This window comes from Caballeronia sp. LZ065 (genome assembly GCF_031450975.1).
GTDB lineage: Bacteria > Pseudomonadota > Gammaproteobacteria > Burkholderiales > Burkholderiaceae > Caballeronia.
The window spans coordinates 40180-61698 of sequence record NZ_JARUXV010000005.1; the positions used below are offsets into that span (position 1 = coordinate 40180).

A 21519-nucleotide genomic window follows, 5' to 3' on the forward strand; every position below is an offset into this window, starting at 1 on the left:
GGCATCGTTGTAGCACGACTCATGGGGCTGGAAGTCGATCCTTATCAGGGTGTCGCTCCGCGTCGAGGGTTGGTCGATGTCGGGCGACTACAGGAGAGTCTCGGCTTACCCGCAGAAACGCTGCGGACTTCGCTGATGGATCCGCCCGGGCGTCGACGCTACAGCGACGTGTTCCGTTATTGTCGTCGCTGTCTCGCTCATGGCTATCACAGCGTTGTGCACCAACTGGAAAGGCAGAGCGTGTGTCCTGCCCATCATCGCGTTCTCGAGTCAAGGTGCTGGCGCTGCGGTTGTGAAGCACCATATCGGGTGAATGTCGAGCTACTTCAAGCGCGGTTTCACTGTGCAAGTTGCTACGTGAGTCATGGCGGGACATGGACGCCGGAGAACTCTCACCCGATGAAATTGGAGCACCGCCGTGCGTTCACACGCCGCTATCTTGAATGTTGCCTGGGGTGAGTTTGAGCTCAGACCAGCCGCAATGCTCCCGTATCGGCTCACCGATCGCATTAGGTGCAAATGCATCGGGAGCCTTGCCTCATCCGAAGACTTCCGGATGTGAACCGAGTCGTCGGCATTTGCGATAGGTGACACAATTCCTTCGGCGGTAAGTACTTGAACAAGTGGGCGTTTCTAGGGTCGACGGGCTGGGGCGCCCCTAGTTGACAGAATTCCCGGCACAACGGAGACAGATTCCCTTCGTTCTACGGTTCGGCATGACGTTAATCGACACGTGTCCATTCAGATTGAGCGACGCGGCCTGCTCGATCGCGACGGTACGGCAGCGTTGATCGAGCTATCAGCCAGAGGCTTGTATTCGCAGCACGCTTGAGGCGGCCGAAAGGTTCCAGTTCGCGAGCGACCGCATCATCTTCGAAACTGTCGAAGGCGAGAACATCATCAGCCGCTCACACTTGGTCGAAATCTTTCGTGCGTTCGGCGTTTCGGCTTTCAGACGGCTATTGACGATTTCGGCGCCGGCTACTCGGGGCTAACTTTACTCGCCGAGTTTCAGCCGGATCTGATCAAACTCGACATGGAACTGGTGGGCGGCATTGACACGGATTCGGTGCGTCAGAGCATCGCGCGAGGCGTGTTATCCATGTGCCACGATCTGGGCGTCCGCGTGATAGCGGAGGGTATTGAAACGCGTGGCGGCTGGCGATCTTTTCTCAGCGAGAACAATATGCGCCCACTGGACGTCAAGATGCGGGCCAGTGACTGCCCTTTTACACGGTCAGCCAGTCTTGTGTCGACGCGGGAATTGATCGGAAAGCGGGCTTTTCAAAGAAATAGCCCTGCATCAGCGTGACGCCATTGGCTGCGAAAATCTTGGTCGAGCTCGATTGGCGCGCGGCTTGCACGAACGCCTTGTCCACCGCGGCGAATTGTTGCCAGGCAAGGAGGAAAACGTCGACACCGCCAAGCTTGCGACGAAGCAGTCTTAGATCAAGCACGTAAAAAGCTTCGTGCATCACATGATGGTGGGCCATACCAGATTGACCATGCAGCTCAAGATGGCCGCGCCGCATGTCGTGACGGTGCCCAAAGACAAATCAGACGAGAGCGTCAACAATGCGTTAAAGCCGCTCAAAGGCAGGGAATCCGACGAGATATAAATCAGGAAGATCGGCGTCGAAGGACATCAGAAGGCAGTCGAAGCTTGCCAGAAGGAAGCTCAGGACGGGCAGAACGCCGACCGTTAAAGAAGCGGCTTAAAAGGCGCTGCCGACGATTCAACGCCATCTCAAGATGGCTCAGGATCTCGCAGCGAAGAAGGGCGTGCAGTGAAGGCACCGGATAGGACCGGGTAGAGTCACGCGCTGCCGAAAACGAAGCCCGCGTCGACCGCGGCCTTTCGTTCAACGTTCCGTGCTTGAGCGCAACTTTCGCGTATCAGCCCGTCGAATCGCGAAGCGCGTCACCCCGCATGGCGTCGGGCGGACGGGGGAACCCGCTGCGATCGCCATAGAGCGCCGCATAGTGTTCGGATCGCGCCCTGCGCCGTTTCGCCTGTTCATCGGCGTGCGATCTCGCCGCATACACGTCAAGCGCGGTGACCGTGGCGACGTTGAGGAGTGCGCCCCATACCCGATGACGAGCACCGCGCGCGGTCCTGCGCGGCGCCGCGATCAGGCTCAGAAAATCGAGCGCGTCGCCACCAATGCGTGCGATCAGATACGGCGACGGATCGCGCGACCCCAGTATGCCGACGCCGCACGCAATCTCGCGCATGCCATACAGCCGCACGAGCGCCGGATCGGCGCGCACGCCGGATGCCTTCGCGACGCGACGCGCCGCGAGCAGCTCGGCGAAGCCGAGCGCGAGGCTAAATATTCCGAGGCCGCGGGCGAGGGAATCGGTTTCGGCGCGTCGGTCGGAATCGGTCGGATACGGGCTCATGCGGATCTCCTATGGTTTCAGTGCTGCTCATAATCGAGGAACTTGGCCGATCTTGAATCTGTCGCACGGTGCGGTGCACGACCAAGCCTTGAGGAATGCCGCGTTGGCGGCCTACTGATTCGTCGGCTCGCCCGGATCTTCGACGCCGCTCTCGATGTTGTCCTTCTGGTCGCCGTAGTCCTTCTGATTGGCGCCGTTCGTTATTTCAACGTCTCCCTTTACCTTGCGATCTTCATTGCCGGTCAATGTGCCGATCGCGGTGTCGGCCCAGCCTTTGATTTGATCCTTGATTCCTTCCTTCTGGTCCTTGTTCATAACACGCTCCTGATCTTGTGTTTAGCTGCGCCCAAGTTCCGGGTCCCGAGGCACGGCGAAGGCGCGCACGAGCATATAAATGCCAGCAAGCCCAACCAGGACGTAGACGATGCGTGCGGGCGTGGAACCCGCACCGAAGAGTGTGGCTACAAGGTCAAGCTGAATCAGACCGACGAGGCCCCAGTTCAGCGCTCCAATGATGACCAGGGCGCCCGCCACCCAATCTATCGGGTTGCGACGAACCGTAACCGTTCCTCTTGAGCTGATCGTAGGCATGTGAAGCTCCTAATGTTCGGTTTAATGTTTGATTGGTTGACCGCACGCAGCGCACGTGGTCGTGAGACGTGCGTCGATCACACCTTTCCGCCTGCGCCAAGGTCAGCGCCCGTTGCGGGATCTGCGGCGGGATCGGATGCCGTTCGCGACGCCATTGCCTGCAACGTCTGCGATTCCGCATCGGAAACCGTGACGGTCGCGGTCCCGTCTCCGCCGTCTACAGCGGGTTGCGGTTCCTCGACAAACTGCCAGTCGCCTCCTTGGTTCCAGGGACCTCGGGCGTCGTCACCCTTGGACATGTTGAAGTACACACTGGCGAATGCAGGATCGCCCGGCAACTTGCCCTGTGGGAAGTTCGGCTGAATTGCATGAAGCGCTTTCTCGAACGATTTCTGATGGGCAATCTCCCGCGTCATCAAAAAGCCGAGCGCCTCCTTGATGCCTGGATCGTCTGTGATGTTGATGAGACGCTCATAGATGATTTTTGCGCGCGCCTCAGCGGCGATGTTGGAGCGCAAATCGGCTGTGGGCTCGCCGATCGTATCGATGTAGGCCGCCGTCCAGGGCACGCCAGCGGAGTTGGTCAGCGATGGACCGCCGCCATACAGCAGAGATGTGATGTGAGAGTCGTTCCCCGCCCCGGTCAGCGAGCGGTAAAGCTCGGCTTCTTGCTGGACGCCTTCTGCCAGTTGGCCTTTTGCACCCTTATTCAGCATTGCGACGACCGAACCGATCACCTCGAGGTGACTCAATTCCTCCGTTGCAATGTCAAACAGGAGGTCTTTGCGGCCAGGGTCATCTTCCGCCACCGCCTGGGTGAAGTAACGACACGCGGCAGCCAATTCGCCTTGCGGCCCGCCAAACTGCTCAAGCAACAGGTTAGCGAGGCCGGGGTTCGGCGCAGCCACGCGCACTGTATATTGCAGGCGCTTGTTATGAACGAACATGTCAACGGCTCCTTTTGTTGAGACGTGCGCAAGCTATCGCGGCGCCGCGCACGCAATGAAGACAAGGGGTGAACTCGGAGCGACCGGGAGGAGCGCGTTAGCGTCACTTTCGGTCCGTCTGCCTCGAGTCTCAGCGCTACGGATGCGCGCTGGCATGATTGCGGCACCGCCGCTAGTGAATGGACGCTTCGCGGATGGAAGCGCGGTTGGCTTACAGTGAGCAACGCTTGTGCCACTTGGCCGTCGCTCACTTCTTCGCCTCAACGCCCGAGGTGGAGCGCAGGAAATAGGCCATCGAAGATCGCTGGAACTTGCTCGAGCAGCCATCTGGCCATCGCTTGTTCCTGCGGCGAAATCCGCTCACACGCTGCTTTGGTCAGCGCGTGGCCGCAGCGGTCGGCCGCCGCAATGAGCGACGTGCAGGGGACGCGATCTCGAGGTTTTCGAAGATATAGTTCGTGCGACTTCGCGTCTGCATCAACCGGGCGAATTGCGCGCCTCAGGCAGAGTGCTTCGAGACGGGCGTCGTCTCTGCGCTAGTGCAGCGCAGATCTCATAGGTGACCGGAGTCGGCGACGGCGACGGCGGCCGGAGCATTGGGCAATTTCTACCTGCAAATCAAGTAGACCTCGGAAAAAGCACCAGTTCGATCTGCGGCCCGGACGCGCACCGCGTCAATGCATCGGAGGCCGACGGTATATGGGAAACGCTTGGCTCTTCGAATCGCAGCCGCTGCAGGGCGATTTCATCAGCGAGCGGGCGAAAGAGCGGACGAAGCGGGCCTATGGATTCCTCGCCGGGAGCCGATGCGTTTGCGTAGCCGAACAGCCCGGTTTCGCAATGCCGGTCGTTAGCCCAACCGGGATAGTCCAGTATTGGATATAGACACACCCCTTGCACCGGCACGCCAGCCGTGCGTGCCTGATAGACCTCGTCGGACACGAACGACAGCCACGGTTGCCGCGAGTGCCCTTCCGCGCCCGTTTCCGCGATGACTAACGGCCGGCCGTATCGGCGGTGCACCTCTTTCAGCATCTCCGGCAAGGGGCGATACATCGGATCAGCGGGCTCAAGCTCGCCTCCTTCGATGAGCCATTGATTGAAACTGTAGTAGTTGAGACCTACGATATCCAGATAAGACGGCGCACCGCCGAGCCCCGGCCAAAGCTCACCTGTCAACATGTCAAATGCCTGGTACTGGCTAAGTCGTTGCCGCTCGGCGTCGTCCCTTCGTTCTGGGAGGCGGGAGACTACGTTGATCAGCGGGTCGGTGGTAATGAAGCGGGCACCCGGCGACACCGAACGGATTGCGTCCGTTGCGGCGATAGTGGCACGAACCAGTTGATGCTTCAACTCGAGCCCGCGGCCGAAAGTCGACGGGCGAATGTCACCGACTTCTCCGCCAAACCACGACCAGAAAGAGATCTCATTGATCAAGGTGAAGATCGGCGAATCTTCGGTTTCCGACGCGATGACAGCAGCGGTGGCTGCGGCGAACTTCGCGAAAGCTTCGACGAATTGAGGGCGCCAGATGTCAACATGATCCGGCCAGCCATAATGACAGAGGTCCCAGATGACCTGGACTCCAGTGGCGTGGGCTGCGCGCAGCATCGGAAGTACGCTTGTCCAGTCGTACCGTCCCGGGCGTGACTCGATTAGATGCCAGCGCACGCCGTCCCTGACAGTGACGATGCCGTGTTCGATCAGGCTGGCGTAGTCAGCCAGGGCATGCACATCATGCCCAGTCGAGCTCAACAAGTCTAACCGTACGCCGTCGTTTCTTCGATGGCTGGCGCACTCGAAGCCGCCCCAAAAAAAGGACTTGAAGTCTGGCGCAGGTATCATCGTGAAAGAGCGTCCGAAGCAATAGCAGTTGGGAGGTCAGCCATGTCCGCCGCTCGACGACGAGCCGGGCCGCTCGCGACAGATTCGTGGCCCGAAGCCGTCTCGGCTTCGATACGCGCGTAGACGGCGAGTGCCTGTCCGATGACCTGATCCATGTTGTAATACCGGTAGGTCCCGAGGCGCCCCACAAAAGTGACGCCAGGCGTTTGGCTCGCCAATGCCTCATACCGCTTGTAAAGCGCCTGGTTTTCCGGGCGCGGTATGGGATAAAACGGGTCCCCACTGGCACTCGGGTACTCGCGAGAGATACTGGTTCGGGAATGATGCTGTCCAGTGAGATGCTTGTACTCTGTGATGCGCGTGTATTCCACCGCTTCATCGGGATAGTTGACAACCGCCACCGGCTGGAGCTGCGGAATGTCGAGGGTCTCATGCTCGAACCGCAGAGAGCGGTAGGGTAGCTTGCCGAAGCAGAAGTCGAAGTATTCGTCGATCGGTCCCGAATAGATAACGTGCTTGAAGTCGGTGTCGCTGCGCGCCTGCCGGAAATCCGTATTCAACCTGAGGGTGATCAACGGATGCGATAGCATGGCTTTGAACATCGGTTCGTAGCCGTGAGCGGGCATACATTGGAAAGAATCCAGGAAGTAACGGTCGTCGGCGTCTGTCCGCGTGGGAATGCGCGAGGTGACCGACTTATCGAGCTGCGAGGGGTCGATTCCCCACTGCTTGCGGGTGTAACCGCGAAAGAACTTCTCGTAAAGCTCACGACCCACCGCGCTTAATACGACGTCTTCGGAAGTGAGTATCTCGCGTCGTGTTTCTGCGCGATCCGCGAGGAAGGCGCGCGCCTCTGCTGGCGTCATATTCAGGCCATACAAACTGTTGAGCGTCGTCAGATTGATCGGAATGGGCACCAGCGAGCCATCAACAAATGCCTTCACCCGGTGCTCGTAGGGGCGCCAGTTGGTGAATTTCGAGAGATAGTCGATAATTCGGGGCGCATTCGTGTGGAAGATGTGTGGACCATAACGGTGGATTCGGATGCCTGCCGCATCGAGTTCGTCGTAGGCATTACCGCCGATGTGGGGGCGACGGTCGATGACCATTACCTTTTTGCCGAGGCCCTCTGCGAGTCGTTCGGCAAGCACGGACCCAGCAAATCCAGCCCCGACAATCAGGTAGTCAAACGATCGATATTCATTGCGTCTCATGTACGGCGTGCAACGTCTTTTGCCGGAGTTGCCACCACCGAACTCACCGGTGCGGTGCTGCTTCAGAGAGCCCGGGTCTGCTCCGCTAGTGTCATCTCGCATGAATCGCCTCGCGCCGTTGATCTAACGCTTGCATGATCACATCGTGCATACGCTCGAATGTATCGTCCCAACTCATCCCCGAAAGCGCTTCGTCTGCCGCTTGCTGTACCGCTAACCGGTCGGCGGATCGCTCGAGCGTTTCATCGAGCGCGCCAACGAAGGACAGTAACGAGGTCTCGTCTCCGGACGCGCGGGCGATCTTGACCGCACCGCTGCTGCCGTACCTATCGACGACGTCGCGGATCGAGGTGGAGACGACCAGACGGCCGCCGGCGAGGTATTCGGGCGTCTTAGTTGGGCTAATGAACCGGGTGGATGCGTTTAGCGCGAACGGCATCATCGCAATGTCCCAGTGCGCGAGAAAGGCAGGCAAGTCGCCATACGCTTGCTTTCCAAGGTAATGAATATTGGAACGTCGCGGCAGTCCCGCGCTGTCAATCTTGACAACCGGCCCGAGGACGACGAAATGTATGTGAGGCCGTGCTGCAGCTGCCTCGCGCAACAGATCTGCGTCGAAGCGCTCGTCGACGACACCGAAAAAACCAACACGCGGATGCGGTATGGCCCGCTGTATGTCCGGCTCGGGAAGCGACTCGCGGGCCCTTCGGAAATGCGGGATGTCAACGCTGCTCGGGAACAGGTGAACGCGTCGATGATGCCGTCGTTTCGCGTCATAGAGACTCTGACCGCCGGCAAAAACGACAGTGGACTTCGCTAAGAGCGCCCGCTCGGCCAGCTCAAGGGATGCCGGGGCCCCTTTGAACGCGCTGAGTTCGTCCATGCAATCGTAGACGGTCGCCATCGGTGGGAGCGACGGCGCGCAGGCTAACGCCATAGGGGTGTAAAACCAGAGAAGGTACCGGGAGAGTCCTGTGCTTAAAATCAGTTGATCGATTAGCCGTTTCTCTTCAGCGTCGCGCTCCAGCGGTGTGCCGGCCGCTAGGCACGGAGTGACGACGTTCAGTCCTGAGGATTCTGACCGGATGTCGAGGCGCGCGCGTTCGTCCGTCGCGTCGACGGGCTCTTCTACGAACCAGACAGGATAGCGGCGCGCTAGCCTCGAGACGATGTGCTGCGGACGTTGATACACGAAGTCCCACCGTAGATGCGAGAAGCAAACGACGCCATCAAAAGCATTCTCCCGCAACTGAGATGTTCGTTCGACCAGGTTTGAATTTGTGTCGGTCAGCATCGCCGGGCGTTGACTTCTTGTCATGATGACCTCGCAAGTTCGCTTGCCCACCTTCTCATACGGTCGGCTGCGTACCATCAGCAAACCAAATGCCTCACCATCCTCCTCGTCGCCAGGCATGATCGAAGGCGTTCACCAACAGTTCGCCCAGTTGACAGCTTCTGCAAGCGTCCACGTATCGAGCAGCAGCAGACGGCGAAAAAAACGCGCCGCCGACACGATCAGAGCAGTAGACGAATGACATTGGACCGCTGATTGCGCGTTATCACCGGGCGAGTGGCATTCGTCTGTCGATATATGATCAGGATATCGAGGGCGCGCCACTTTGCGAATGGAGCGCGGCTGGGTCGATCGCGGCATCGGAACTCCCGCTCGGTCCGTCGGCAGGCCGACGCGCCGGGGTCTGTCCTGGCGAAGAGATGAAGCCGAATTCGCGGCATAGGTTTTGCGCGCATCAAAGCCGTTACTCGCCACCTTTTATGGAGAATTGCCATGGCCGTCGCAACCCTAAATGATCTTTTTATTCACGGACTCTCGGACATCTACAGTGCGGAGAAGCAGTTGACCAAGGCACTGCCCCGACTGGCCCGGGCTGCAACCAATCCTGAATTATCGGCAGCGTTTAAGACTCACTTGGAGGAGACGCAAGGACAAGTGGAACGTATCGATAAAGTAGTGGAAAGCACTGGCATCAAGCTCAAGCGCGTCAAGTGTGTCGCCATGGAGGGACTCGTTGAAGAGGGCCAAGAGCAGATCGAGGAAATCGAGAAAGGCCCGATCCTGGATGCAGCGTTGATCGCGGCGGCTCAGAAAGTTGAGCACTACGAGATCGCTGCGTACGGCACGCTGGCGACGCTTGCGAAAAAGCTCGGTTACACCGACGGCATGAATCTTTTACTGGAGACGTTGGAAGAGGAAAAGGCAACAGACGAAAAGCTCACCATGTTGGCCAAGCAAGAGTTGTCGAAGGAGGAGGTGGGCAAGTAATGGGCTACGCCCACGGGTGATGAGCCGCGGATTGAAAGATGCGAACAGGGTGCCCTAGTTCATCGCGACATTGAGATTGCCCGTGGTTTTAAGAGATGAAAAGCTCGCATGGCCGTTATGCCACGCGAGGACGCGGCTCACGACGCCGAAAGGGCCCGATGCGTGAACTCCCCCAGGCGTGCTCGGCAGCACAGCCATGCACAGGAGACGAATATGGACGTACCGCGGCAAGTAGTTTCCTTCCTTACCTCAAGGGGGCTAAAGCTGGCGACGGCCGAGTCCTGCACCGCAGGGTTCATTGCATCGTTGATATCGTCCGTTCCAGGCAGCGGCAGCTGCCTTGACGTGGGCTTCGTCACCTATTCACCCTCTGGTAAAGCCGGCTTCCTCGGCGTGCGGAAGGAAACGATGGAGCGGAACGGCCTGACGAGCGAGGCCGTTGCCCGCGAGATGAGCGAGGGCGCGCTGCAGCAGGAGGCATGTTGCGCAGATGTCGCGGTCTCCAACACAGGTGTCGCTGACGCCGCACCGGACGGTGGACCACCTGCAGGTACTCAGTGCTTCGCGTGGTCGTTTCGTTCACGGACCGGAGACGTCGCGACCTTCAGCGAGACGAAGAAATTCGAAGGGGAGCGTAACGAAGTGCGACAGGCCGCAGCGCACTACGCGATCTCCCGTATCGAGCATTACTTCGACCAGCAATCGACTCGTAATCGCGGAGGGAAGCGCGATGAGTAACAATCCGAACGATTGGCGGGCCTGGCAGCAGCAGATAGTCGACGAACTCGGCGTCACCGCGCAGTTTGACGTGGACGTCGAGCGCGAGCGGCGGGTCGGCTTCTTGTGCGATTACCTCGTCTCGCAGGGTCTTCGAACCCTGGTGCTCGGTATCAGCGGAGGCGTCGATTCCTCGACGGCAGGCCGTCTTGCTCAATTGAGCGTCGAGCGCCTGCGGGCTCGCAGATACGAGGCGCATTTTGTCGCGGTAAGACTGCCTTATGGGACGCAACGCGACGAGGACGATGCGCGGCTCGCGCTGGATTTCGTGCGGCCGGACGAGACTTTCGATGTCAACGTGAAAGGGGCTTCCGACGAAATGCTCGCGGCGCTCGAGCGCGCCGGCGCACAGTATACGGATGATTTTCAGAAGGACTTTGTGCTGGGCAACATCAAGGCGCGTGAGCGCATGATCGCGCAGTACGCAATTGCGGGCGCGCGCGTGGGGGTCGTGATTGGCACAGACCACGCTGCGGAGTCGGTGATGGGGTTCTTCACCAAGTATGGTGACGGCGGCGCCGACGTTCTGCCACTCTCCGGCCTAACCAAGCGACGAGTGCGCGCGCTGGCGCGCTCCATGGGGGCGACGGAGCGGCTTGTCATGAAGGTGCCCACTGCTGACCTGGAGTCGCTCACCCCGCAGCGACCCGATGAGGACAGCTATGGCATTAGTTACGAAAACATCGACGATTTCCTCGAGAGCAAAGAAGTCAATGAAGAGGTGCTCACAACGATACACCGCTTCTATACGGCGACTCGTCACAAGCGCTCACTTCCCGTCGAGGTCAGTCGAAGCTGACCGCGCGGTTAACTCGGGTGCTTTCACTCGTCCGGTGAAAGGTAAAACGCAACGGTCTGCGATAAGCGACATCGGAGGGACGTGCCGTGGCTTCCGTCCTACTGGTCGATGATGACATGGGGTGGCTGGGTTCCCTCGGCGTTGCGATTGCGGCGGAAGGTCATATTGTCCGGACCGCAACCGACGGCGAACACGCTTTATTGCTCGCGAAATCTGCGCCGCCTGACGTTGTGGTAACGGACTGTGCTATGCCCGGCCTCGATGGCGTAGGACTGATCCGTTCAATGCTTGCGGACCCGAATCTTGCGCAAATTCCTGTGATTCTATCTCCGATGCGCGGCGGCGCCCAAACGTACCTTGTGCCTGTTTTTTGAGTAAGCCCTTCCCATTGCTCGCCCTACTTCGTCAACTGAAACTAGTCGAACGACGCCGACGTGGAGTTAGTCGCTCAGTGCTAAGGCGAACGGCGAGCCACTTCTTGCGTGTCCGATAGAAGGCTCCGAACTGCTTTCATGGACCGTGGGCCGGCGCGGCGGGGGCATTAAAAGCGAAGCCTCCTCATCAGGACCGGGGTTCTGCCCTTCTGCCTGAGCTTCGAAACGTGGCAGGGCGGTGGCGCCGCCGTCCACCGGAGAGCGATTTTTGTTACATAGGCTTGAATGACGGCTTCGCTACGCTGCTTATAGGCTTATGGGAACGTCGCGACCGTTGTTACGAAAGGCCAAGTCCATTAATCCCGGCATCGCAGGCTTCCGGTCATCCGATATCGACTCGATGTCGACTCGGGAGCAGGAGCGTGCTGCTGGAGACGGCTGAGTTGTCCGGTCGCCAAGCAGATCGTCTTCGTCACCGTTTAGCTGGCTGGGGGCGGCACTTGCATTGCTTTAGTGACTCTACGGCGACGTGTCGCAAGGCGCGCCACCGCACGAGGCGGTCTCACTTGAGGCCATGTATTTGGGGCGAGCCTATAGCCGGGGGCCAACGTAATGCGAGCTGTCACCGTTGCGGAGACCGGGTTTGACATCGGTTGGGATTTCGCCCGATTTGGCCGCGTATTGGACGCCTCATCCAGCGAACAAAGTGCACTCGCCGGATACCGTGCCGGACGTGAGCATTTTCGCATTCCGCAACACCGTCCTGATCGCTTCGTGTCGAAATGGTTGCAACTTCGGCTGAACGCATTTCGACGCCGCCGGATTCTCGACGCCGAAGTCACACCTGCGTATCTAAGAAGGATCGACTGTGCGACGTGTCCGATCACATTGATCAGCATGACGCATGCTGCCTTGTCCGAAAGCGACTGGTCGGTCGATCGGATCAACAACGATGGAGCGTACGCGCCAGGCAACCTGATGATGATGTGCGTCAAGGCAAATCGAGCCAAGGGAGCCAAGGGCTATCGAGAGGTCATCCAGTTAGCGTCGGGAAGCGCGCAGGGCGCAGAACCTGGTCTTTCAAGACACGAGTGGGCACGCCTGGCATGTGTGATGGTCGGCGCGGCAAACTTGCCCGGCGCTATTCCAACGCTCCTTCCGCTTCTCACCCGAATCCCAGAGGATTCCCGGGCGCCTCTGTACTTCGTTTTCCAGCAGATGCTCTTGGTTTCGGCGCGTATAGCGAGTGAGCGAAATCGGGTGATGAAGGCTCTATGCCGACTGCATCCTTCGAGCGAGCGTTCCGCTGTTTTGAGATGCGCTGTTGAAAGGCTCGCGGTGAAGTTGAGAACTATCGCTTACGCCTACGACGCATTATCTGACGAAGGCATCCAGCGCCCAATGAGACACTGGTTTGTCACTCTGCCGGCAGCAAGCATACCGGGATTATTGCAACTCTGTTCTCAATATGGCGCGGAGCGTTGCGAAACAGCGCCCCCGGTTGTATGGGCACTAGAAGTGAGCGGTCGCTTTTAGGAGGTTTAGGACCGTCCACGGCGACCCGCGGCTCCTAGTGGGCTAATTGGGACTTCACCGCGTGTTCGAGTGCCGCAGCAGACGTTTGCAGCCATGGGCGGGGCGCGTCATTGCCTTCTGCGCCAAGTTCCACCAGCGTCACTTTGGCGAACAGTAGACACCCTTCGGCACTGCTTGACCGTGGCGCGACGCCGTCCCTCATGCACCCCTGTCGTCGCACCGCTGCATCGAAACGCCGTTCACGAAAGACAACGATGCAAGCTGCTCTGCGCAGAGGCGTAGCGTCTTGACGTCTCCTTTGCACCAGATGGTCATACCTTCTCTCGTCACGTCTGCGCGGTGAACGTCAATACCCTGTCGATCTAGCGCGCCGCAAATGGCTCCGTTGGCAAGGGGCGCAGGCGACCCTGAACGGATGATAAGAAGTACGTCAAGGATCGCGGGCAACGCGTTCTTCATTCCGAAACTTCCTGATCGAAAAGTCCTGATAGTGAATTCGGACTGGATTGCCGATGACCGATGGAATCGGCATTGCGAACGGGTGGCAAATTGAATCGCATGGAGAACGAAAATGCCCATTGAATCGAGGTGCGCAAGAAACCGGTGCGGATGCAACAGGCCCGTCCACATTCAGTATGCAACGGCGGTGGGCATCTCGTGACGTACGGAACACACGCTACCCGGACCCATACTGCTCATGGAATCGGGAGCTTATGTTCGCGTGTTTGCAGTGATCTGCCGCACGGTTGATGCGAAGGGACCGGCGGCGCACTCGTGAAAAAGGACCATTGCTTGGAGGACGATGCGCGTATGTCCGCGCCTCCGCGAAGCTGCAGAACACAAGGCGAGAGAACCCAATCAGGAAGGCGGCGCGCTCTATTCGAACCGGCGCGCGTCAAGCTAGTTGTCGCCCCATTCAGGCAGCCAATGGCTGCTTATTCGCGTCGATCGACGCCACCTCAACGACTGAGTCACGTTCGGGGTTAAGCGTCACGGCACCAACCGGTGTCCAGTTGCGCGTGTGACGGGACCAGCGGGCCGGATTGCATGCGCGCGCCTTGGTGTACAGTGCGTGACGCGCCGCAAGAAGCGCATGATCGTCGCCGGCATGACGCTGCGCAGGCGTCACGTAGCGGATGCCGCTATGACGATGCTCGAAGTTGTACCACTGCACGAAACCGGCAGCCCAGGCGCGAGCAGCATTCAGATCCTTGAAGCCTGTGACCGGAAACTCCGGCCGGTACTTCGCGGTTCGGAAGAGGGCCTCGGCGTAGGCGTTGTCGTCGCTGACACGGGGGCGTGAGTACGACGGCTTGACACCCAGCCAGTGGAGCATCGCCAGCACGGTGGTGGCCTTGAGCGTCGCACCGTTATCGCCGTGCAGCACCGGCCGGGTCTCGAGGACGGCAATGCCTTCAGAGAGCGCCGTACGACGCACGAGATGAGCAGCGTGTTCGACAGCGTCGCTGTCGTGCACCTCCCAGCCGACAATTTTTCGGCTGTACAGATCCAGGATCAGGTACATGTGGAACCATCGACCTGTTACTGTTGCCGGCAGAAACGTCATGTCCCAGCACCACACCTGGCGCGGCGCCGTTGCGACGTGCGTGGTCGGCGGCCGGGCGCTCGAAGGAGCTCTGGCACGGCCACGGCGCGTCATCTGCCCATGCTCGCGCAGCACGCGCGCAAAGGTCGATTCGCTGGCGATGTACACGCCTTCATCAGCCAGCATCGGCACGATACGCGCCGGTGGCATGTCGGCAAAGCGCGGCTCGTTGGCTACTCGCAGCACGTTTGCCCGCTCCTCTGGGCTCAGGCTGTGCGCGGGCAGCGGGCGCATCGCGCCAGGCCTGGCGTCGCCCTTGACGAGCCCATGATGGGCCTTCCAGCGCTGAAGAGTACGCACATCAATTCCGGCGACCTCGCAGGCCAGATGCAACCGTGCGCCCGCCCGATTGGCCGATTCGATTTCCCGGGCTAGCCACTGGCGATCCTCGAGGCCGATCATTCGTCCTCGCCCTTGTCCGTGTTGAAGATCGCCGAGACTTTTTTTGAAAGTACCAGCAACGCGGCTGCCTCGGCCAGCGCCTTCTCCTTGCGCCGCAGTTCACGTTCGAGTTCCTTGATGCGGCGCTGATCCTGCTTCGTTTGCTGTGGACTCGCACGGGCCTCTTCGGGCTCGGCCAGCGCCTGCGTGGCCGCTTGCCGCCACTGGGCCAGCTCCTGCGGATATGCGCCATGCTCGCGGCACCACGCATTGCGCGCCATCTCGTCCATCGCTGCTGTGTTTAACACGGCCTCGAAACGGGCGGCCGCTGTCCATGCCCGCTCGCGAGCGGGCATGGACAGCGCATCACTGCGCCAGCGCTCAAGCGTTTCCACACCCACACCGATCTCTCGCGCAACCTGTTCCACTGATGCGCTCTCCGGCGGCAGCAACCGTGCCACCGCTCTATCCTTGAATGTCTTTCCGTAACGCGCCAACTTGTTCTCTCTTCACTGCCCCCGGGTTCTCGATTTTATCGGAGCGACAACTATTATGACGCGGGGGGAACCGAGCGGACGCTCGGCGCCACCATAGCCCATACAAAGAAACGGGATTTGCCTCGGAAATGAGAATCGCAACTGACGAGGTCCTTTTGGATTGGTACGAGTCTGGCAGCTAAGTCAGTGCGGCCGCGATACGTCGCGCTTGAAGGGCCGCGTCGTCCAGTGCGTCGGGCGCAGAGGCGAACAGGCGCGTTCCTCTGCGTATCGAGGTCTTCATTCCGCCATCGGTTTGCTCTGTAACCGGAACGATCGCAAGGTAGCTGCCCGGCGCCGCCAATTCAACGTCCGGAATAATGGTGAACCGCCCTTTCAGGATGGATTGAGTTCGCATGATAGTTTTCCAATACGCTCACCTGCGACCCGCCGCGCTTGATGGTTGGCTCTTAGTGTACCCATACCGGCTACGATCAGGCGACCCATTTATCGTCCGAACAATTGGACTGTCTTTGCGCCAAGCCTAGCAGCGGCCTACCAAGCGATAGGATTCGATTTCCTTAACTTGGAAATAGCTTCATCCGGTGTACGAATTTGCGCCGACGCACCGTGATAGTGCTGGCACGAAAACGGCTGAGCCCTGTAGCGGCGTCGGCGCTTCAAACGAGATAACCCGTGAAAAGCGCTGTCTCTTACTTGAGAGGGCAGAGCGCGTGTCCTAGCGCGAGATGACCGATGTTCAACCTATTTCCTCCGCTCGACCATCGAGATCGAGTCCAACTACTTTGTTGGCTTACTTGGGGAATGATGACCGGGTACCACAGGTCGGGTGCGTGGCCTGGCATTCAGTACCGCGAGCAAGCGATACGGCGATGGTTGGCGGCTCACGAAAAGTCCGCTAGTTGGTTAGAAACCGCGCAGCTTTCATGGATCGCAGCACAGCTCGCGCATGGGAACGGTTGGATCCTCGAGACCGAAGCCGGCCGCCTGGAGCTCCAGCTCGTTACGGCGATCGGCGTCATCGACTACGAGCGGCCCGTGATGCGGGCGTTATATTTGCAATGCGATGAAAAAGTGGCGGCCCGCGGATGGACGAGCGGCGGAACGTCCGCCTAAGCGCTGCGCTCCGGTTTGACGGTCCGGGTGGGCGCGCAGCTGACGGATTTTTTGGCGATCGCACCGGAAAACCAAAAAGCGCGGCGGAGCTCGCCCATCATCGTCTTTTATGGAGACGCCGATGGCACGATGCACTTTCTTAACCGAACAAGTAATTGAAATCGTTCAGCTGTGGCGCGATTGCTTGTACGAGACGATGGCGCATTCAGCGACGGTGGGTCAGCGCGAAGCGAAGTGCCACGCGTCTGCCGGGCGCGTGGGGCGCGGTCAGGAGACGGCCCGAGACGGCGTACGTCTACGAGCTGTGGCAGTGTTGTGCATCCAACTGAGCGTGAAGGCGGGGGGCGGCGGCCAATTCCAGAAGCTAATCGCCGGAACCTGCTCATGACAAGCCCGTTCGACCGAAGACGGACGTGAATCTGCGGGACTTAGAACACTGACCGGGCAATGATCGATCGGATTGCAGGGCTAAATATGCCCCGTCCCGATTTACATGACGGCGAGAGGGCCGTGCGAACAGCCTTTCCGCCGCACGACTAGGAGCCCCGACGAACCGCTCGCAAAATTGGACGGCGCGTCAAAGGCTCGGCGTCGAGGTAAACCGCCGAACCCGTCGTAACCGGCACGGTATCGCAATTGCTACAGAACCTGCGCTATCGGCTCATTTATCACGGAGATAAATATGAAGGCAAGCTCGGCTTTAACCATCCTCTTCAGCGCTGCGCTGATGAGCGGTGCGCCCCTAATCGTTCTCGCACAGACGCAGGCAGCGAGCACGACCCAGGCTAACGAACTACCCGCGGTCGACAAGGCTTTCGTTCAGGCCGCGACGGAATCGAGCTCCACGGAGATCGACACAGCGAAGCTCGCGACCAAGCAGTCGCAGGACAAGGACGTCAAAAGCTTCGCCCATCACATGATGGTCGACCACACGAAGTTGACCGTGCAGTTGAAGATGGCGGCGCCGCACGGCGTCGAAGTGCCGAAGGATAACTCTGACACGTCGGTCATCGATGCGCTCAAGCCGCTCAAGGGCCGGGAGTTCGACAGGATGTACATCCAGAAGGTCGGAGTTGAAGGGCATCAGAAGGCGGTGGCGGCATTCCAAAAGGAGGCGCAAGAAGGTCAGAACGCCGACCTCAAAAAGGCCGCACAGAAGGCGCTGCCGACAATCCAAGAACATCTGAAGATGGCGCAGGACCTCGCTGCCAAAAAGGGCGTTCAGTGATTGTTGCAACCAGTGGCTCAGGTGTGAAAGCTCGATAATTGAAGAAACGCAGACGCGCGTTGCTGCACGCGCGTCTGCATCTACGCTTATCGCGCATCAATTCGGCTGACGCTGACCGCTCTGATGCAAGCTTCTGTTGATTCCTTTGCGGCTGGCCTTGCGCCGTGCCTTGATCGTTCTTTGGTTTGATGGGATTGGCATTTCCCTGCTTCGCGGATGGCATTCAACTTCTCCTTGATAGTTCAGTGCGATACAGGTTGCGCATGTGCTGTACTCGGTTATGGATCGGTTGGAAGGCAGCGTTGCGCTGTTCCGAACTGGCCACGGGAACGGGGAGGGCTTGCAAGCTACGAATCGGCCGCTTATTGGTGGGCGAGACATCTCGGGCATTGAGGAGTCGAACCTTGGTCCTCGACGGATCGCGCTCAACTGCTCAACCTCAGCATCGAACTCTATGGGGACACCATGAAGGATGAACGGAACCGATCACTGCTTCCACGGTACGCTCTGATTGGCGGCGCGGTCGCTGCATCAATCGGCGTGGCGGCTTGGACGGCGATGCGGGCACGGCGTGCGGAGCGCGACTGTCCACCTCTCGGTCAATTCATCGAGGCGGATGGCGTGCGTCTGCATTACTTCGATGAGGGCGAAGGGCCGGTCGTAGTGCTTTTGCACGGAAATCTGGTCACGACGCAGGATTTCCTCGCGAGCGGGCTTTTCGGTCGTCTCACGAAGCGGCATCGCGTCATCGCTTTCGACCGTCCCGGATTCGGGTACAGCGAGCGGCTCCGCGACCGCCTTTGGACACCGCATGCACAGGCACGCACGATCCAGCTTGCACTCAAAAAGATGGGGCTTTCGGGTGCGGTGATCGTGGGCCACTCGTTTGGCTGTCTGGTTGCGTCGGCAATGGCGCTTGACCCGCACACGGAGATTCGCGGGCTCACGCTGATCTCCGGCTACTTCTATCCGACTGTAAGAGTAGACGTCGCGATCAGCGCACCCGCCGCCATTCCGGTCATCGGAGACGTCTTGCGCTACACGTTTTCGCCAATCGTCGCGCGCATGATGTACGGACGCACTGTCGAAACGATGTTCGCGCCGCGCGCCGCACCTGAAAGCTTCTATACGTACGTACCACGTGAAATGGCGCTGCGCCCGTCGCAGATGCGCGCGACGGCGCAGGACGCGACGTCTATGATCCCCGGCGCAGCGGAGATGTCAGCACGTTATGGCTCGATCGATGTGCCGGTCCGCATCTTCGCCGGCAGCGACGATGCGATCGTCGATCCGGAGTCGCAATCCGGGAGGCTCTCCAAGGACATCAGGCGAAGCGTCCTCTCTGTCATTCCCGAGGGCGGGCACATGATCCATTGCGACGATGGTGACCGCATCGGCGACGCCATTGAGGCGATGGCATCGGAATGAGCGCTTGAAATCTCCGGCAAGTTTCAAGAGGAAGTTGGCGTTGCCGAAATGTGATGTGCGGCGACAAACGTGGAGGCATTGATGGAGTTATTCGCCTTTTCCCGAGGCGGAAAGACCCGGTGTTCTGCTTTACCGATCATTGCCTTCCGACAGTCGAGGCTGTCGAGTAATCGACGCTTCGGCGGACCGGCTTTGAACGCCGCGGTGGCATACGAACTGCCGTGCAACGTCAGAGTGAGAAGGCCGAATCACTGACGTTGTCGCCAGTCCCATCCGTGTCCGGTAGCGGGGACGCCGAGATTAGATTCTTCGGCCGACTCACCGGCGGGGAAGCCGCTTCTTTCGGGATGTCGCATGCGTGTTCATCATCTCGACTCGTCGTCAGCTGAGATGCCCAGCCTCTCGATCTGACGTATCGCGGTCATCGCTTCGCGGAATTCGGGCTTCAGCGATCAACACGGGTCATCGTCGGATTCGACCAGCAGACAATGACACGCGAGTTCGCTGCGGCGGAGAAGCATCACTAGAAGGAATACCGACAGGCGACGGCGCGGATCGGCGACAATTCGCAATCCGAAGCCCGTGTCGTGTCGGACAAAGAGCGCGTAGCGCGTCGATGGAACCAGGCGCGGCTTCGCGGGCTTTGTGCCAGTGACAACTGGTCCGAACGTGTGGCCGCAAGCGGCACCAACGCGATATCATCCATCGACTGCGATAGAGGCTTCACGCATTCAAATTTATACCATCGGGCACCGCCGTAGTGTCGTGGAATTCCCAGTTTCACTCTGTCGACTACTGTTGCGGCCGGAAGCGTTGTCGATCGAGCCACGTTCGCTGCTGGACCGCGTAGTCGCGCTCGACGCGAAGCATATGCACTTACGCGTGCGGAAAATCATCGAGGCCGCCCGCGTGATCGAAATCCAGATGGCTAAGCACGATGTGCCGCACGAAGACTTGGCGTGCGGCCGTCGAAGAGCTTTCCGCCCAGGCGGGCAACTTCCGGTCATGCCGGCATCGCGGTACGCAAGGATAGCGGCTTGCTGATGCTGGCAGCAGACGCGTATTTCTTTCACACGGAAATGGATGTCGAATGCCCACGCCGTACGCCAGGACTGGCGTTATACCAATGGATGTCCCGCAGTCATGACCCGATCGAATTCGAGCGTATTGCCGGACGCTCGGCGGGCGTGCCCGCCGAGGCATTCAAGGTAGCCAGCGCGCTCCCGGGTATAAGTGGGCCGGTGGATGAGCCTGCCCGCAGTTTCAACCAGATCGGTCGCCGCTTTCTCCGCCGGGGCGCGCGATGTCGGATAGGCCGTCGCCCAGGCCCGGTTCGCTCGCCAGTTGGCGTTGCGCCATGACCCAGAAATCGCCAGAGCGGCCTTCTGGACCGCCAGCTTCTTCCCAAAGGCGATAAGCGAGTGCACGGATCTGCTCTTCTGTGGGCGGGGTGTCCATTCTCTCCTCCTATGGAAACCTTGTTGCTAATCTGGGCTCTTACGTGGGAAGAACAGATATTAACGCGAAGCAAGCATTCCCACGACTATGCCATGAGTGCGGCCATCGTGTTGGCCTTCAGGAATTTTCATGCGCGAAGTCGTCGGTCATTCGACGGCGACACCGTACTCTTTTGCCCTGCATCGAAGAAGAGTGTGCGGAAATCAGGAAGCGTCGTTCTGCTGTGGCTCGCGCGCCATAGACTCCCGACGCTGGCGATGTTCTCGGGCGATCGTCTGATTTGCGTGGATCCGTCGATCTCGGCGCGCGCCGCACCTCATGCCGGAACATCACGTAAGGACTCGGCGGCCGTGTCCGGAAGTTATCCGTTCCGAACCGGCGCCTAGTTGCATGCGGCATCACTTGTGCAGTTTGCTGCGCATTGCCGCGACATCGTTGGTTGTGATCGGACGCGCATCGTTGCCCAGGACGCGCGCACGTACGTCAGCACTTGCACGATCTGGACCTCGGTGAGGCGCCCGGCGAACGGCGGCATCGCCTGACGCGGCGTACCGTGGATCGTCGCGGGACTGTTGCCGCCTTCCACGAGCCGCCGTATCAGCGAAGTCGTGTCCTCGCCGATGATGGACGGATTGCCGGCCAGCGCCGGAAATTGGTTCGGCACGCCCTTGGGTCGTTGTGATGGCACTGGGCGCAAAAGCCCGCATACACCGCCGCGCCTTGTGCGGGCGCAATATCGGGCGCGCGCGTTTTTCAGGCGTCCGGACTGCGCGAGCGCGGGATCGAAGACGCCGTCGGCGCCGGTCGCGGGCAGGCTCTTCAGATACACGGCGATCGCGCGCAGGTGTCATCGGTCAGATATTGCAGACTTGGGGTCTCTACGTAATGCGGTGCTACGACTTCATACCTTTCTGGCTGCCAACGAGCGCTGCGACTGCGAGCGCTGACGCCGCTGTTGCAACTGCGGGGGCCTTCATGGCTTGCTCCTCTCGCTTCATCCAATTTTTTTTTTAACCAAGCGTTGCACTAGCCTGCGAC

At 59.6% G+C, this 21519-nt stretch carries 21 protein-coding genes and 3 pseudogenes; 10 read left to right on the top strand and 14 right to left on the bottom strand.

From position 1 onward, the window contains the following. Nucleotides 1–797: 797 nt before the first annotated feature. Nucleotides 798–1312 (top strand): annotated as a pseudogene (locus tag QCE63_RS33890) (EAL domain-containing protein); the annotation flags it as partial. On the opposite strand, the gene QCE63_RS33895 reads toward QCE63_RS33890, so the two are convergent. Then, the gene (locus tag QCE63_RS33895; protein ID WP_309839760.1) at nt 1230–1493 is read right to left on the bottom strand and encodes a hypothetical protein; all 264 of its coding nucleotides are present in this window, start codon (nt 1491–1493) and stop codon (nt 1230–1232) included. The pseudogene QCE63_RS33890 and the gene QCE63_RS33895 overlap by 83 nt on opposite strands. Here QCE63_RS33895 and QCE63_RS33900 point away from each other — a divergent pair. Next, a pseudogene (locus QCE63_RS33900) lies at nt 1413–1791 on the top strand (DUF4142 domain-containing protein); the annotation flags it as partial. The gene QCE63_RS33895 and the pseudogene QCE63_RS33900 overlap by 81 nt on opposite strands. A gap of 105 nt (nt 1792–1896) precedes the next feature. On the opposite strand, the gene QCE63_RS33905 reads toward QCE63_RS33900, so the two are convergent. The 8 genes from QCE63_RS33905 to QCE63_RS33935 all read right to left on the bottom strand — a co-directional run bounded on the left by QCE63_RS33905 (nt 1897) and on the right by QCE63_RS33935 (nt 8414). Further along, nucleotides 1897–2403, bottom strand: coding sequence for a hypothetical protein (locus QCE63_RS33905; protein WP_309839460.1), 507 nt, complete (start codon nt 2401–2403; stop codon nt 1897–1899). Nucleotides 2404–2514: 111 nt separating this feature from the next. Beyond that, nucleotides 2515–2718, bottom strand: coding sequence for a CsbD family protein (locus QCE63_RS33910; protein WP_309839462.1), 204 nt, complete (start codon nt 2716–2718; stop codon nt 2515–2517). Nucleotides 2719–2739: 21 nt separating this feature from the next. Then, nucleotides 2740–2994: a DUF378 domain-containing protein gene (locus QCE63_RS33915; RefSeq protein ID WP_309839464.1), complete on the bottom strand. Its 255-nt coding sequence runs from the start codon at nt 2992–2994 to the stop codon at nt 2740–2742. A gap of 77 nt (nt 2995–3071) precedes the next feature. Next, nucleotides 3072–3941 carry a manganese catalase family protein gene (locus QCE63_RS33920; RefSeq protein WP_309839466.1) on the bottom strand — a complete coding sequence of 290 codons (870 nt, stop codon included), beginning with the start codon at nt 3939–3941 and terminating at the stop codon, nt 3072–3074. A gap of 260 nt (nt 3942–4201) precedes the next feature. Continuing rightward, nucleotides 4202–4444 carry a DUF892 family protein gene (locus QCE63_RS36915; protein ID WP_404990242.1) on the bottom strand — a complete coding sequence of 81 codons (243 nt, stop codon included), beginning with the start codon at nt 4442–4444 and terminating at the stop codon, nt 4202–4204. Nucleotides 4445–4559: 115 nt separating this feature from the next. Beyond that, the gene (locus QCE63_RS33925; RefSeq protein ID WP_309839468.1) at nt 4560–5699 is read right to left on the bottom strand and encodes a beta-glucosidase; all 1140 of its coding nucleotides are present in this window, start codon (nt 5697–5699) and stop codon (nt 4560–4562) included. 83 nt (nt 5700–5782) lie between these two features. Continuing rightward, complete coding sequence (gene glf / locus QCE63_RS33930; RefSeq protein WP_309839470.1) at nt 5783–7000, bottom strand: UDP-galactopyranose mutase; 1218 nt, start codon at nt 6998–7000, stop codon at nt 5783–5785. Between the two features lie 91 nt (nt 7001–7091). Beyond that, on the bottom strand, nt 7092–8414 hold the full coding sequence (locus QCE63_RS33935) for a glycosyltransferase family 1 protein (protein ID WP_309839472.1): 1323 nt from the start codon (nt 8412–8414) through the stop codon (nt 7092–7094). A gap of 372 nt (nt 8415–8786) precedes the next feature. Between QCE63_RS33935 and QCE63_RS33940 the strand changes: the two genes are divergently transcribed. From QCE63_RS33940 to QCE63_RS33955, 5 genes are all read left to right on the top strand, one after another. After that, nucleotides 8787–9281, top strand: coding sequence for a DUF892 family protein (locus tag QCE63_RS33940; protein ID WP_309839474.1), 495 nt, complete (start codon nt 8787–8789; stop codon nt 9279–9281). Nucleotides 9282–9494: 213 nt separating this feature from the next. Beyond that, on the top strand, nt 9495–10019 hold the full coding sequence (locus QCE63_RS33945) for a CinA family protein (RefSeq protein WP_309839475.1): 525 nt from the start codon (nt 9495–9497) through the stop codon (nt 10017–10019). Beyond that, nucleotides 10012–10857 (top strand): ammonia-dependent NAD(+) synthetase, encoded by an 846-nt coding sequence (nadE, locus tag QCE63_RS33950; protein WP_309839477.1) that lies wholly within the window; start codon nt 10012–10014, stop codon nt 10855–10857. Before QCE63_RS33945 ends, nadE begins: the two co-directional genes overlap by 8 nt. A gap of 86 nt (nt 10858–10943) precedes the next feature. Next, on the top strand, nt 10944–11231 hold the full coding sequence (locus QCE63_RS36920) for a PleD family two-component system response regulator (RefSeq protein ID WP_404990239.1): 288 nt from the start codon (nt 10944–10946) through the stop codon (nt 11229–11231). A gap of 612 nt (nt 11232–11843) precedes the next feature. Further along, nucleotides 11844–12767: a hypothetical protein gene (locus tag QCE63_RS33955; RefSeq protein WP_309839479.1), complete on the top strand. Its 924-nt coding sequence runs from the start codon at nt 11844–11846 to the stop codon at nt 12765–12767. A gap of 916 nt (nt 12768–13683) precedes the next feature. On the opposite strand, the gene QCE63_RS33960 is transcribed toward QCE63_RS33955, so the two are convergent. Further along, nucleotides 13684–15251 (bottom strand): IS3 family transposase gene (locus QCE63_RS33960; protein ID WP_309839481.1). Its coding sequence is split into 2 segments (ribosomal slippage): nt 13684–14810 and nt 14810–15251, totalling 1569 coding nucleotides; the frame shifts between segments, so codons are not numbered across the junction. 178 nt (nt 15252–15429) lie between these two features. Then, nucleotides 15430–15648, bottom strand: a complete 219-nt coding sequence (locus tag QCE63_RS33965) for a hypothetical protein (protein WP_309839483.1) — start codon at nt 15646–15648, stop codon at nt 15430–15432. Between the two features lie 1446 nt (nt 15649–17094). On the opposite strand from QCE63_RS33965, the gene QCE63_RS33970 reads away from it, so the two are divergent. Next, complete coding sequence (locus QCE63_RS33970) at nt 17095–17595, top strand: DUF4142 domain-containing protein (RefSeq protein ID WP_309839751.1); 501 nt, start codon at nt 17095–17097, stop codon at nt 17593–17595. Between the two features lie 465 nt (nt 17596–18060). Next, nucleotides 18061–19023, top strand: coding sequence for an alpha/beta hydrolase (locus QCE63_RS33975; protein ID WP_309839486.1), 963 nt, complete (start codon nt 18061–18063; stop codon nt 19021–19023). Nucleotides 19024–19815: 792 nt separating this feature from the next. On the opposite strand, the pseudogene QCE63_RS33985 reads toward QCE63_RS33975, so the two are convergent. Together QCE63_RS33985 and QCE63_RS33990 are read right to left on the bottom strand one after the other, a co-directional pair. Continuing rightward, a pseudogene (locus QCE63_RS33985) lies at nt 19816–19971 on the bottom strand (MBL fold metallo-hydrolase); the annotation flags it as partial. Nucleotides 19972–20286: 315 nt separating this feature from the next. Next, nucleotides 20287–20481, bottom strand: a complete 195-nt coding sequence (locus QCE63_RS33990; RefSeq protein ID WP_309839488.1) for a DUF2934 domain-containing protein — start codon at nt 20479–20481, stop codon at nt 20287–20289. 92 nt (nt 20482–20573) lie between these two features. On the opposite strand from QCE63_RS33990, the gene QCE63_RS33995 reads away from it, so the two are divergent. Beyond that, complete coding sequence (locus QCE63_RS33995) at nt 20574–20867, top strand: hypothetical protein (RefSeq protein ID WP_309839490.1); 294 nt, start codon at nt 20574–20576, stop codon at nt 20865–20867. On the opposite strand, the gene QCE63_RS34000 is transcribed toward QCE63_RS33995, so the two are convergent. Next, on the bottom strand, nt 20864–21145 hold the full coding sequence (locus QCE63_RS34000; protein WP_309839492.1) for a cytochrome c: 282 nt from the start codon (nt 21143–21145) through the stop codon (nt 20864–20866). The genes QCE63_RS33995 and QCE63_RS34000 overlap by 4 nt on opposite strands. Nucleotides 21146–21519: the final 374 nt, after the last annotated feature.